Origin of the sequence: Micromonospora sp. NPDC000442, from assembly GCF_042898635.1 — a bacterium.
In the GTDB taxonomy this organism is placed as follows: domain Bacteria; phylum Actinomycetota; class Actinomycetes; order Mycobacteriales; family Micromonosporaceae; genus Micromonospora.
Genome location: NZ_JBIAYZ010000020.1, coordinates 38,753 through 52,051 on the forward strand (window position 1 = coordinate 38,753; position 13,299 = coordinate 52,051).

A 13,299-nucleotide genomic window follows, 5' to 3' on the forward strand; every position below is an offset into this window, starting at 1 on the left:
GGCTGTCGGGAAGGTTTCGGTGGCCGATCTCGATGGTGAGGCGCGTGCCTTCGATGCGGGAGGCCTTGACGCTCTGAGAGGAGCAGCAACGCGATGTCGCACAGCAGTGGCCCCCGAATGACCAGCCTTGTCGCAGCCGCGGCTTTGGTGGTGGTGTCAGTCATCGCGGCCGCCCCGGCGGCTGCCGCGGCCGACACGTGGCATTCGAACGACGACGTCTACCACTACTTCAAGGTGCCGCAGTCGCAGGCCAGCAGCATCGTCGGCGGAACGCCGGCGACGCTCGAACTGGAGGCGAACATCGGCCCGAGCGGCACCTGGTCGGCGCTCGCGCTCGACCCGAGCGGCTCTGACTACGCCGCGAACGTCGGTCCGCTCGAGCCCGGGCTGTACTACTACCAGTACACCGCGACCATGCAGGACAGGTCGAAGGTGTCCTTCCGCCAGCCTGACAGCCCGGTGGCGGTGACGTCGAAGCCAAACTGGAACACCTTCTTCGTGCCGGGTGAGTCGGTCGCGTGGATGGACGACATCGCTGCGGCCGGGACGGTGGAGGAACTGTCCTACATGAGCGCAGCGGCGGCGGAGGGCCGCACCGCCTTGGTGTGGACGCCGCCCGGCTACGACTCCGCCCGGGCCGAGGCGTACCCGGTCCTGTACCTGCTGAGCAGCGAGGGTCAGACCGCTCGTGAGTGGCTGGAACTTGGCCGGGCGAAGCAGATCCTCGACAACCTGGTCGCAGGCGGGGACGCCAAGCCGATGGTGGTCGTAATGGCTGACGCCAATTCCGCCGACCCCCGCGCCGAGCTGCTCAACGCCATCGTCCCCGCAGCACGGGCCGGCTACAACATCTCGTCCCGGCCCAAGAGTCAGGCGCTGGCAGGTGTCGCCACGGGTGCCGAGCAGGCGATCAGCATCCTCCGCAGCGATCCCGGCGCATTCGCCTACGTCGGCTCCTTCTCCGGCTCTGTCGACGGCCCGATCACCAAGGCGGAGGCCAAGGCGATCAAGAAGGGCACCAAACTGCTCCGGGTATACGTCGGCAACACGCTCGATCCGTCCTACAACGACAACTACGACCTGCTGGTGGACCTGAAGAAGTCTGGAGTGAAGTTCGAGTTCGACGGCGTCAACCCCGACGACGGCGCCACCTGGGACGCGTGGCGGGAGAACCTGCGCAACTTCGCCGCTCGGCTCTTCGGACAGAAGGTCGTCCGCCACGGCGCCAGCAAGGGACACCGCGCGCTGACCCGGCCGTACGAGCCCCCTGCGGCCGGGTCGATCACGACCCCGCACATCGACCCGCACGGCATCGTCACGTTCGAGACCGGCACCCAGTGGGCTGGCGCCAAGGACGTCACGATCTGGGGCAACTGGGCTCCGAATGGCCAATGGTTCCGGATCCCGATGAACAAGCAGCCCGACGGCCGCTGGCGAATGACGATTGGACCGCTCGACGGCTACCACTACTACCGGTACGTGGTCGACGGCGTCGACATGAAGGACCCGGCCGACACCGTCAACACCCACGTGATGGAGTCGCAGCTTTTCGTGCCCGGTAAGTCCGATGCGATGCTGGCCGATGTCCCCGAAGGCAGGGGCGGCACGGTCTCGCTGATGACCTACGACGGAGGTCAGGGCGCAGAGCGCTACGCGTACGTCTGGACGCCGCCAGGCTACGATGCTGACCGCGAAGCTGCCTACCCCGTGCTGTACCTGTACCACGGCGGGGGCCAGAACTACGGCAGCTGGCTCGAAACCGGGCGTGCCAAGCAGATCCTCGACAACAGCTACCTCAACGGGACAATGGTGCCGATGGTTGTGGTCATGCCCGACCAGAACGGCGTCGACTTCTGGACCGACCTCAGCCGGCACGTGATGCCAACCGCGGCGGCAAAGTACAACATCTCGACTGATCCGGATGAGCAGGCGCTCGCCGGTCTGTCGTGGGGAGGCATGAACACCCTCGGCACCTGGCTCGGCCACCCGGGCGAGTTCGCCTACGTCGGTGTCTTCTCGGGGTTCCTGTTCTCCTACCCCATCGTCGACGTCCAGGCGGTCAACGAAAGCACCAAGCTGGCAAGGCTGTACTCCGGTGACGTCGACTTCACGTACACGTTCACCCAGAACACGATGCAGTGGCTGACCTCCCAGGGCATCGAATACGAGTACGCCGGCACCTGGGTCGGACCGCATGGCTTCGACATCTGGATGGCGAATCTGATCGACTTCGTGCCGCGGATCTTCGCGCCCGAGTACCGGTTCGGCGGGGTGCGACCACCGCTGGTCGGCGACGGCTCCGACATCGTCAAGGCCGGACACCCCGTGCCGGTCAAGTTCACCCTGACCGACGCAGACGGCGAGACGGCCACCGACGCGCGGCCGCGCCTCTACCTCGTGAAGAAGACCGACGGCGTGGCCGGCAACCGCGCTCCGGCCACACCTGTCCAGAAGAGGGCGGACAACACCGCACGCTACAGCGCCGCAAGAAACCAGTACATCTTCCACTGGGACACCACCGGGCTCGCCCCGGGTGCCTACGAGTTGCAGATCGACCCGGTCCGCGGCTCCGTTCAAACCATCGCCCTGACCATCAACTGACCTCGCGTCACGCGGCCGGCGCGCCCCGGATCGGGCGGGCCGGCCGCTGCGTCCTGGGGTTGTGAATGGTGCAGTCTTATACGCTGGCCGACGAATCGACGAGCGGCGGGAGGGGCTGTGGCACGCAAGACCAACAGGTCGGCGACGATGCGCGACGTCGCCCGACTCGCCGGGGTGTCGATCAAGACGGTGTCCAACATCCTCAACGGCTATCAGTACGTGCGTCCGGAAACCCGCGAGCGGGTGGACGACGCGATCCGTGAGCTGGGCTACCACGTGAATGTGTCGGCGCGGAACCTGAGCCGAGGCCGGACCGGGGCGATCGCTTTGGTGCTGCCGTCGCTGCGCGTTGTGTACTTCGCCGAACTTGCGGACGCCGTCATGCGAGAGGCATCGAGGCGAGGCCTGACCGTCTTCATCGAGCAGACCAACGCTGAGCGCGACCGCGAGTTGCGGGTACTGGACGGCAGCTACCGGTCACGCTTCGACGGCGTGCTGTACTCCCCGCTCGCGCTGGGCCAGAAAGACCTCCCGCTGTTCGACGTCGACTTCCCCGTCGTGCTCCTGGGCGAGCGGGTGTTCGATGGCGGCCTCGACCACGTCACGATGAGCAACGTCGAGGGAGCACGTGCGGCGACCGAGCACGTCCTGGGCCGAGGTGCGACCACGGTAGTTCCCCTGGGAGTTAAGGACGACCCATCGCCGAGCAGCGGAACGCTGCGGTTCCAGGGCTTCCGGGACGCCCTCCAGTCACGAGGGTTCGACGTCGACCCACGCGCGATCATCGGTGTACCCGACTATTTCCACTCCACCGGCGCCACGACGATCGCTCGCATCCTTGACAGCGGCGTCAAGCCCGACGCGGTTGTGGCGTTCGCCGACACACTCGCGCTGGGTGCGCTCGCCGCCTTTCAGGACCGGGGCCTACGGGTTCCCGAGGACGTCCTGCTGATCGGCTTCGACAACATCGACGAAGCGAACTACTCCCGACCTCCGCTGAGCACCATCGACCCCGGACGCGACGTGATCGCACACCAGGCAGTCGCCCTGTTGGAAGAGCGGATCCAGCTCCAGTTCGACGGTGTGCCGCGAGAGGAACAGCCGGCGCCCCGGAGGATAGTCGTCGACTTCGAACTGATCCAGCGGCAGTCGACGCTGCGCTGAGGCCGTCCTGCCACACCGGTTGCGCAATTGCCGATGGCGCCCGTCGGCGTACTGCTGTGACTGGCACATCTGGGCCGTGAACTGGGAAAACGCGGTTTCTTGCTACCACTCGGTCAGCTTTGATTTCGCTGCTCTCTGCGCGATGGCGCGTCCTCAGGCAAACTCTCGTGCGGTGGATTCCAGCCTCTCGCGGTAGTCGGCCCACCACGCGTCGTCGCCCTGGACCACGTTGTCGCTCGGCCGTCGCCAGCCGACCCGGCCGTCAATCAGCTCGCGCACGATATCGGCGTGCCCGGCGTGCCGGTTCACCTCGGCGAGCACGTGCACGAGGATGTGGTGAAGCGTCACCGGCGTGTGTTGCCACCACCGCACCGAGCCGGGCGCGTCGATCGGGAGCGTCTCGATCGTGACGTCGGCGTGTGCCCAGGCTCGGTGCCACAGGCCGATGATGTCGTCGCGGGTCAGTTGAGTAAGCGGGTCCGGCGGCTGCCGGACGAGACGGTGCTGAGTTGGTTCCAACGAGGTTGGGACTGCGACGATCCGGAGTCGTGGGTTGAGAACGAGTTGGGCGGTGACGTCTACGGCTTCGATTCGATCTTCGAGGCGGCACGGAAGCACGTGCTGTCTTGGGCGGCAACGACCAGCGAGCTGCGCGAGCTCCTGCGTGAGCACTTGTACGTCGAGGGTGACGAGGATTTCATCCGCCTCGACGATCACAGCCTCCGGGTACGGACTGATGACGACGAGGTGGAACTGGCCTACTTTTTCCTCGATGACGAGGTGGTCGCGACCGCCCTCGATCGGTTGGCATACCTGCTCCAGTCGTGGCCGTTGCCCGGCGCGGGCGGTGAGTCGACGTCGTTCGTCGCGGATGTGCCAGTGACAGTCGTTACGTCCGCCGGTACCGGTGGCGCCAGCACGTACGCGGTGTTCCTCACGTTTTACGACGGCGCGAGCCTCGCTTGCTCCCAGCCGCTGGTATTCCCGGGGGTCGGGTTGTGGGAACTGCCCGGACATCTGCGGACCGCGGACCCCGGCAGCGGTGCAGCATGGCCACCCGAGTTGCTGGTCTTGCGAGCACTCGTCGCGCCTGAAGACGACGCCATCAGGCCGGCGCTGGAGCGATGCAACAGATGGCCCGGCTTCAACCTCAACGCCGACCCGTGGCCCAACCTGTCCAACGAGCACACCCTCGCCCACCACGAAGCCATGGCGATTCTCACGACGGGCCGGTACGTCGACGGTCGACGCCCCGGCGAATCGCGCATCGAGGTCGACGACCATCTTGCCCAAGTCGCCATGCACTGTGGTGGGTCATTCGGGTACCAGCAGTGGTTCCTCTTCGACAGCGTGTGGGCGACCGCTCACTCCGACCTGGCCCAATCACTGCTGCGCTACAGCAACCACTGGGATCCACTCGAGGACTGAAGGCAGCCAAGCCATCAGCTCCGGTCGTCGGGATGGGCGGATGCTGATCGGGCGTGCGGTCGCCGGCTATTTGTTTCAATGACCTGCGCCCGTGGCCGGTCAGGCTTCGGGGCCTCAGGCAGCCCGGCGGTCACCGGGGGAGTGCCCCCTCAATCCGTTGCGCCGAGTCCGATCCGCGGCAAATCAGGATGTGTGACTCCGGCGGTTTGGCTGGCAAGTGCGGTGATGTCAGGTGGCGCCGAGGAGGTCCCACCGGTTGCCGGCGATGTCGAGGAAGACCGCGACCCGGCCGTAGGGTTCGGTCCGTGGTTCCCGGACGAAGGTGACACCGGCCTCGCCCATCCGCCGGTAGGCCGCCTCGAAGTCGTCGACGCGGAGGAAGAACCCGACCCGGCCGGCTACCTGTTTACCGACGGCGGTGCGCTGGTGTTCTCCGTCGGCGCGGGCGAGCAGAATCCCGGTCTGGGCACCCGGGGGCCGGACGACGACCCACCGTTTGGGTCGCCCGTCATTGGTCAGCGATGGGGAGTCCTCGACGAGGTCGAAGCCGAGCACGTCGGTGAAGAACGCGATCGCGGGGTCGTACTCCTCGACAATCAGGGCAACCAGGTCGATCTGCACCACGGCAGCGTACGCGGGGATCGCCTCCTGCCCGCCGCACGCGCGCACCACCTGCGGCATGCAAGTGTGGCGGCGGGGCGGTGTACTTCGCGATGCTGGCGGGCGTCGGGCAGAATGATCGGGTGGCAGGCTCAGGAGTCGTTTGATCTATCACCGCGATGAAGGCTGGGGTGTCATCGACGGGTCAGAGGTCCCCGGCGGGCGCTGACAGCGAAGGCCTGCCCGACCAGCGGCCAACTATCGAGCATCCCGTCGATCAGCCACCACCCCAGGAGCGGCACCCGCACTCGGCGAATCGCCGGTCCGCTCCCTCTTCGCAGCAGGGTGCATTGTTTGCAGTGCTGGGGCTGCCGGCTGGTTCCTCGTTGCCATCACCATCGGTGGTCTGGCCCCTTATGAGCCCTGTGCGTGACCGCAGCAGATGATGGCGCAGGTGAGGGTGAGGAAGGCTTCGCGGATGTCGTCGCGGATTTCCCAGCGGATGCGCAGGCAGCGGAATGAACCGCCCCCGGGTTCTGTGGAGACCGAATTCGCTGCCGCCGTCGCGTCATCAATCGACTGGATTGCGGTGGCACGCGGAGGCGAAACCGAGCCAGGTATGCCGGTTGCCGGCCCAGCACCATCCGATCTTTGGCGCTCTGCGTCGGGCGGTGCCATCGCGTCCGGTTCCGCTGCTGATCCAGATGGCGGGGGTCCGGGCGTCGAGGGTGTGGCCGGTGCGTTTGCGAGAGCCGATGGTCATGAAGCAGTGACTAGGTTCGAGCACCTTCGGTTCCTGGAGCAGCCAGCTGATCCCCTCGTTGATGGTGAGCGGTGTTCGTCCGCGTTCGAGGATGGCCGGTAGCGCCTCGTTGGGACTCCAGTTGCGCATGTCGTCGCCGCGGTCGGGGTCGCGGACGAGATAGAGCGGGCGGTCGGGTAGGGCGATGCCGTCAATGGGTACGAACTGCTCGAGGTCGACCATGTCGTCGACGACGAAGCCGGGTTTGTCGTGCCGGCGCAGCAGCGGTGCCAGCTGACGCGCGGTGGCCAACTCGGGGTGCACGGCCAGCACGGACTGGGGTTCGTCCGGCAGCGCGGCGACGCAGGCGGCGAGTTCCGCCGGACTGCTGCCGGTGATGTCGGCGAGTCCGGCGTCGAGCAGGCGGTGGAGTTGGTCGGTCAAGCTCATGTGCTCTCCTGTGGGGTCGGGACCGTGAAGTGGTACACGGATCATCGGCAAAACTGCTTGAGCTGTGGGCCGAGCGGCGCGGACCACGGTGGCGCACGAACGCTGCGTTGCCGGTTTCAGTGGCGCAGTCTGCGGTACGCACGCGCCGACAGCGGCACGAAGACGGCGGTCAGCAGGAGCGGCCAGCCGACCGCCAGCCACACCGCCCCGTCGACAAGCGGCCCCTCGGTGATGCCGGTCGGGTTGCCGAAAAGCTGACGGGCGGCGGACGCGGTCGCGGACAACGGGTTCCAGGCCGCGATGGCGCCGAGCCAGCCGGGCATCGTCTCGGCGGACACGATCGCGGTGGACAGGAAGCCGATCGGCCAGACCAGCACCTGCACCGCCATCGTCGCGCCCTCGCCGCGGAAGGTCAGCCCCAGGAAGATGCCGATCCACAGGACGGCGAACCGCAGCAGGAGCAGGAGCAGCACGGCCAGGGCCGCCGATGCCGGATCCGACGAGATCCGCCAACCGATGAGCAGGCCGCCGAGGATCAGGACCAGCAGTTCGACAGCCGAGTTGGCCATGTCGGCGCCGACGCGGCCCAGCGCCACCGACGCACTGCCGATCGGCATCGAGCGGAACCGGTCGGTGATGCCCTTGCGGGCGTCGTTGGCCATCGCGGTCGCGGTGGCCTCCACCCCGAACATCATGCTCAGTGCCAGCATCCCGGGCAGCAGGAAGCTGATGTAGTCGCCGCCGCCCGGGACGCTTATCGCGCCGCCGAACAGGAAGCCGAAGACCAACAGCAGCATGATCGAGAAGAGCAGGCCGAAGATGGGCGCCCACGGTTGGCGTACCCAGTGGGCCAGATCCCGCTGGGTGATGACCCAGCCGGCGCGCAGTGTCGTCATCGTGCCACCTCCTTGTCGGTCAGGGTCAGGAACACCTCGTCGAGGGTGGGGCGGCGCAGCATCAGGTCCTCCGGAGTGACGCCGAGCTCGTCCAGGGCGCGGACGATCTCGGCGATCGCGACCACGCCGGTGCCGACTTCGAAGGTGATGGTGCGGGTGTCGACGTCGATCGCGGGCGGCGCCCCGACGGCGGCCGACATCCGCTGCGCGATGGACGCCAGTGGCTCGCGCAGCGGCACCGTGACGCTCACCCGGTCGCCGCCGACCTGGCGTTTGAGGGCGTCCGGCGTACCGCTGGCGATGATCCTGCCGTGGTTCATGACGGAGATCCGGGCGGCCAACTGGTCGGCCTCATCGAGGTACTGCGTGGTCAGCAGGACCGTTGTGCCGCGGTCGGCGATCTCGCGGACGGCGGCCCAGACTTCGTTGCGGCCGCGGGGATCCAGGCCGCTGGTCGGTTCGTCGAGGAACAGCACCGCAGGGGTCAGGATGAGGCCGGCGGCGATGTCGAGTCGGCGGCGCATCCCGCCGCTGTAGGTGGAGACCGCCCGGGTCGCCGCGTCCGTCAGGCCGAAGGCGTCGAGCAACTGGTCGGCCCGCACCCGGGCGTCGGCGGAGTTCAGGCCGTAGAGTCGGCCGAACATCACCAGGTTCTGCCGGCCGCCGAGGATCTCGTCGACGGCGGCATGCTGCCCGACCAGTCCGATGCGGCGCCGGACCTGACGGGCCTGGGTGCGCACGTCGAACCCGGCGACGCTGGCGCTGCCGCCGTCCACGTCGATCAGGGTGGCCAGCGCCATGACCGCGGTGGTCTTGCCGGCACCGTTGGGACCGAGCAGCCCATGGATGACACCGGGGGGCACGCTCAGGTCGAAGCCGTCCAGCGCGTGCACGTCGCCGTACCTCTTGCGTAGCCCGTCGGCGGTCAAGGCGTGGTTGGTCAACACAGGCTCCTAACTCCGTATGCCTTACGGAAATGGTCGCGCGGTACACCGTACACCTCACGGGGTAATCTCCGCACATGGAAAGTCAGGACATCGACCGCACGCTCGGACTGTTGTGGCGGCGCACCCTCGGCACGCCGCAGGGCTCCCGGGGGCCGAAGCAGCGGGCCACCATCGACGAGGTCATCCGGGCCGCGATCGCGGTGGCCGACGAGGAGGGCCTGCCGGCCTTCTCGATGCGCAAGGTCGCCGATCGCCTCGGGCTGAAGCTGATGTCCATCTACACGTACGTCCCCGGCCGCTCCGAGCTGATCGGCCTGATGGTGGACGAGGTGGCGGGCGAGCAGGAACTCCCGCCGCACGAGGGCACGCTGCGGCAGCGGATGACCCGGGTCGCCGAGCAGTTGTGGGATGAGTTCCACCGGCATCCCTGGCTGCTGCAGGTGGAGAACAGCCGGCCGTGGATCGGTCCGAACGTCTCCGACCGGTACGAGTGGCAGCTCGCGGCCATCGAAGGTGCCGGTTTCACCGATCTCCAAATGGACCAGGTGGTCACGCTGCTAAGTGGGTTCACCGCCGGGATGGCGCGGGCATCGGTGGACGCACGCCGTACGGCGGAGCGGTCCGGCATCTCCGACGCCGAATGGTGGGAGATCAACGCGCCGATTCTCGAGCGAGTGATGCCCGCCGACGCCTATCCGCTCTCCGGCCGGGTCGGGCAGGTGGCCGGCGAGGAGTACAACGCGATCGGCGATCCGGAACGTTCGTTCCGGTTCGGGCTCGACCGCCTTCTGGACGGACTGGAGCAGTTTCTCAACGGGTAGCCGCCCACCGCGGCCGTCGCCAACACATGCCACTTGAAATCCGGTCTCATGCTGGGCGCGCAGCTGGATGATGGTCTCCTGGGCCTTCCCCTCGGACAGCGCCAGCACCCGGATCATCGGCTTGTTGTCGACGTAATCCTCGGGCTCGAACTCGCTGAACAGGTTGTCGGAGTCGGCCATCGTCAGGACTCCTCGCCGACCATTGCCTCACGAACCAGGTCGACGTTGTGGCGCATCGTCTTTGTGTGTGGGTGCTGCGGCCCACGCGCCTCCCTGCTACGCCGCAATCCAGATTCGAACACCTCCAAGGCGCGTGGCAGCTCATCCATCCGCACCAGCGTCGTCCCGAGGGTGGCGAGCACAGCGAGGGTGTCCGGATGATGTGTGCCCAGCACCCGCTCGGCGCGCTCCAACACGTCATTGAGCCGTTCCAGCGCCTCGCTCCGGCGGCCTGCCAGCACCAGGGACACCGCGAGATTCTGCTCGATCACCAGCGTGCTGGGGTGGTCACGGCCCAGGACCCGGGCGCTCTCCTCGTACGTCTCGGTGTACAGCTCGATGGCTCGGGTCAGGTCACCGGCGTCCTGATAGGAGCCGGCCAGGTCGCTCTGGGAGATCAGCGTACTCGGGTGATTACGGCCGAGGACCCGCATCGAGGCGGCGAGGGTCTCCTCATACATCGGGATGGCCCGCTTGAGCTTGCCCTGCCGTCGATAGACCCCGGCGAGGTCGTTGCGCGTGCGCAACGTGTCTGGGTGGTCAGGGCCGAGGGCGCGGATGCTGTCGGCAAGGGTGCGCTCGAAGATCGCGGTGGCTTCGTCGAGCCGGCCGGTGGACTCCAGGACGCTGGCAAGGTTGTTTCGGGTGCGCAGCGTATCCGGATGGTCCGGCCGGAGTACGCGAACCCGGTCGTCGAGTACCTTGCGGTAGAAGGAGATCGCCTCCTCCAACCGGCCGAGGGAGACGTACGCGTGGGCGAGGTCATTGCGGGTGCGCAGGGTGTCGGGATGGTCCCGACCCAGGATCCGCGTGCGATCTGCGAGCACCTCGCGGTAGAGGGCCGTCGACTCCTCGTAGTCGCCGCGGGACTCCAGCACGCCGGCCAAGTCGTTGCGGGTACGCAGCGTATCGGGGTGATCGGGTCCGAGGATACGTTCACGATTTTGTAGGACCCGGACATACTCGTCCCGCGCGCGAGGCACGTCACCGACGGCCCGGTAGGCGCCAGCGAGATTGCTGCGGGTACGCAGTGTGTCTAGATGGTCCGGGCCGAGAACGCGCATGCTATCGGCGAGCGTCCGCTCGTACAGGGAGATCGCCCGCCGGAGCTGTCCTGCTGCACGATAGGCGCCGGCCAGTTCGTTCCGGACAACTTGCGTCTCTGGATGGTCCGGGCCGAGCCGCCGCTCCTGGTCGGCCAGCCGCTGGTCGAGGTCGCGCACCCGGCGTTCCGGGTCGTCGACCGCCGGAATCGCGGAGGACAGCTCCACCAATGCCCGGTACAGCCGGTCACGGAGCTCGCCGGGACTGCTGACCTCGACGACGTGCGACACCCGGCGCAGATGGTCCCGGAACCCGAGCTGCCGCTCGCCAGCCTCGTCGTCGACGTAGAACCGGCGGGGGACCGGAATGATCAAATCCTCCGCCAGCAGCAGGACGACCAGGGGACGATTGGTGGCTCTCGCGACCTCGAACGCCTCGGCAACGCGGGGATCCCAGTGGAAGCCCACGATGCAGACCACCAAGCCCGCACCGGCCGGAGCGACGATCTCGTGCCCGGCCTGCCGAACCGCCGCTCGCGCGGCTTCGGCGAACGGGCCGTTAGCCGGGTACTCCGCGAGCTCCGGCGCATAGACCAGTTGCACCCGCCGCCCGGCGGTGGGGGTTGCGCCGAAGGTCGACCGTTCGCCAAACACATTGTGCTGGATGTTGCTGTTGCCGACCGTTACCCCGTGTGCTCCGGTCACTGACACCCGGAATTTTTCATCTGCCACAATGGATCAGATTATGAGGACTGTGGGTGGAGCCAGATCCGCTGTTCAGGTGATGCTGCAAGTTCCCGGGACTGTTCCGCCTGACACGCGTACCCCGCCGCCTCAGAGCGTGTTTGAGATGGGGTTGATCAGGTCCAGGTGAAGGGTGCGGCGGGGTTGCCGGCGGGCGGGTTGGCCGCGGCTCGTCCGATACGCCGCGGGCCGGCTCCAATGGCGACCAGTCGCTTGATCATTTGCCATTGGAGAAGGCCCGCTCAGGTCAGGGGCGCACTACCGGGACGAGATATCTGTCGCCGGACATCGGTCAGTGAGTGGCGGTGAAGTTGTACAACTCCGACGCGGTGTCGTCGAAATAGGGTGACCACCACAAGGTCGGTGCCGTGTACGAGTTGAGCGTGCTGTTGACCCCGTTGAGGTAGCCCCAGTTCCCATCCCAGTTGATCAACCACGGGCCGCCGCTGGCGCCTGCGGTCAGGTCGCAGTTGATGCGGATCCGCGCCCCGGACTGGGTCGAGTTGCCGCTGCACCTCAACAGGTTGCCGCCGTCGAACGGTGCGCCGCTCGGGTAGCCGAAGTTGTTGATGCCGACCGTGAAGCCCTGGTGCGTACGGAAGCCGTGGCCCCCGAACTGGTTCACGATGCGGACGCCGTTCCGGGTGTTCATGATGGCCACGGCCATGTCGGCCTCCCAGTTGGAGCTGTCGATCCAACTGCTCCAGGTCCACAGCTCGCGGGCCGTCCAGGTGCCGTGCGGCCGGGGGTTGACCAGGTCATCGTCGTACGCTGGGACGAACGACCAGTTGGTGGCGAGACTGCTGCCGGGGCCGCCGTGGATGCAGTGGCCAGCCGTCCACACGGTGTTGAAGCCGACCGAGTTGATGACCGCGCCGGAGCAGACCCACGATCCGCCGTCCATGTTGAAGAAGACCTTGCCGTTGGACCGGGCGGTCGGGTGGTTGGAGCCGAGGTTCGGGTTGATGGCCTGCGTGGACATGCCCGGGGTACCCATCAGGCCCGCCACCGGAGGCACATCCACCGGCTTGGACCGGTTGGTCGGCGCGGCAGACGAGGTACCTCCACTCTGGGCGAAACGCCGTGCCGCGGCCTTGTACGAGGGAGACTCCTCGACGGGCCTGGCATTGCGCATCCGCTCGGGCGTCCAGTACGCCTCGATCGCCGTGTCGGCAGTCACCTGCGCGCCGTACCGCTGCCTGCCGGCCGCCCACGCCTCGGCGCTGACGGCCGTGCCCACCTGACGGATGCTGTCAGCGTCGGCGTGCGGAGCCGCCTGCGCCGGCTGGCCGACGGTCAGCAGCGGCAGGGCCAGGGCCAGGGCCAGAATGGGGTACGTTAGGCGCCGACCACCGATTGTTCTTGCTCTCATCGAACATCCCTCTTCCCGGATCGTGTGAGATACCGGGGATTGCCCCGGTCGATATCGAGTTTCGGTCCCCTACGGTTGGTCATGCGGCCATCCTGGACTAGGTAGGACACCGTTGGACTGCCGCTGTCGAAAAGCAGACAGACGTCCGTCGATCAGTTACCGATTCAAAGTCGCCGATCAGTCGTCGTTGTCGTGGCCCGCCCGGCGGGGCCCGATGTCGGCAAGCGCATCGATGAGGGAAGACGTGACTGGGCTACCCGCCAATGCATCTT

11 protein-coding genes are annotated in these 13,299 nt (G+C 67.2%); 4 read left to right on the top strand and 7 right to left on the bottom strand.

What is annotated here, in order from left to right; all coding sequences use genetic code 11:
- The first annotated feature begins 117 nt into the window (after nucleotides 1–117).
- Together ACFY2A_RS25210 and ACFY2A_RS25215 are read left to right on the top strand one after the other, a co-directional pair.
- The gene (locus ACFY2A_RS25210) at nucleotides 118–2,601 is read left to right on the top strand and encodes an alpha/beta hydrolase-fold protein (protein WP_387175091.1); all 2,484 of its coding nucleotides are present in this window, start codon (nucleotides 118–120) and stop codon (nucleotides 2,599–2,601) included.
- A gap of 147 nt (nucleotides 2,602–2,748) precedes the next feature.
- A complete protein-coding gene (locus ACFY2A_RS25215) occupies nucleotides 2,749–3,765 on the top strand; it encodes a LacI family DNA-binding transcriptional regulator (protein ID WP_387175093.1) in 1,017 nt (338 codons plus the stop codon).
- Nucleotides 3,766–3,918: 153 nt separating this feature from the next.
- Here ACFY2A_RS25215 and ACFY2A_RS25220 read toward each other — a convergent pair whose 3' ends face one another.
- Nucleotides 3,919–4,170 (bottom strand): DUF664 domain-containing protein, encoded by a 252-nt coding sequence (locus tag ACFY2A_RS25220; RefSeq protein ID WP_387175169.1) that lies wholly within the window; start codon nucleotides 4,168–4,170, stop codon nucleotides 3,919–3,921.
- Between ACFY2A_RS25220 and ACFY2A_RS25225 the strand changes: the two genes are divergently transcribed.
- A complete protein-coding gene (locus tag ACFY2A_RS25225; RefSeq protein WP_387175095.1) occupies nucleotides 4,054–5,193 on the top strand; it encodes a hypothetical protein in 1,140 nt (379 codons plus the stop codon). The genes ACFY2A_RS25220 and ACFY2A_RS25225 overlap by 117 nt on opposite strands.
- A gap of 228 nt (nucleotides 5,194–5,421) precedes the next feature.
- On the opposite strand, the gene ACFY2A_RS25230 is transcribed toward ACFY2A_RS25225, so the two are convergent.
- From ACFY2A_RS25230 to ACFY2A_RS25245, 4 genes are all read right to left on the bottom strand, one after another.
- Nucleotides 5,422–5,817, bottom strand: coding sequence for a VOC family protein (locus tag ACFY2A_RS25230; protein ID WP_387175171.1), 396 nt, complete (start codon nucleotides 5,815–5,817; stop codon nucleotides 5,422–5,424).
- A 547-nt stretch (nucleotides 5,818–6,364) separates the two neighbouring features.
- A complete protein-coding gene (locus ACFY2A_RS25235) occupies nucleotides 6,365–6,985 on the bottom strand; it encodes a DUF5701 family protein (RefSeq protein WP_387175097.1) in 621 nt (206 codons plus the stop codon).
- A 116-nt stretch (nucleotides 6,986–7,101) separates the two neighbouring features.
- Nucleotides 7,102–7,881: an ABC transporter permease gene (locus ACFY2A_RS25240; protein ID WP_363920154.1), complete on the bottom strand. Its 780-nt coding sequence runs from the start codon at nucleotides 7,879–7,881 to the stop codon at nucleotides 7,102–7,104.
- A complete protein-coding gene (locus ACFY2A_RS25245; RefSeq protein ID WP_387175100.1) occupies nucleotides 7,878–8,825 on the bottom strand; it encodes an ATP-binding cassette domain-containing protein in 948 nt (315 codons plus the stop codon). Before ACFY2A_RS25245 ends, ACFY2A_RS25240 begins: the two co-directional genes overlap by 4 nt.
- 77 nt (nucleotides 8,826–8,902) lie before the next feature.
- Between ACFY2A_RS25245 and ACFY2A_RS25250 the strand changes: the two genes are divergently transcribed.
- On the top strand, nucleotides 8,903–9,649 hold the full coding sequence (locus tag ACFY2A_RS25250) for a TetR/AcrR family transcriptional regulator C-terminal domain-containing protein (protein ID WP_387175102.1): 747 nt from the start codon (nucleotides 8,903–8,905) through the stop codon (nucleotides 9,647–9,649).
- A 182-nt stretch (nucleotides 9,650–9,831) separates the two neighbouring features.
- On the opposite strand, the gene ACFY2A_RS25255 is transcribed toward ACFY2A_RS25250, so the two are convergent.
- Together ACFY2A_RS25255 and ACFY2A_RS25260 are read right to left on the bottom strand one after the other, a co-directional pair.
- Nucleotides 9,832–11,565 (bottom strand): tetratricopeptide repeat protein, encoded by a 1,734-nt coding sequence (locus tag ACFY2A_RS25255; RefSeq protein ID WP_387175104.1) that lies wholly within the window; start codon nucleotides 11,563–11,565, stop codon nucleotides 9,832–9,834.
- Between the two features lie 382 nt (nucleotides 11,566–11,947).
- Nucleotides 11,948–13,027 (bottom strand): trypsin-like serine peptidase, encoded by a 1,080-nt coding sequence (locus ACFY2A_RS25260; protein WP_387175106.1) that lies wholly within the window; start codon nucleotides 13,025–13,027, stop codon nucleotides 11,948–11,950.
- Nucleotides 13,028–13,299 lie beyond the last annotated feature (272 nt).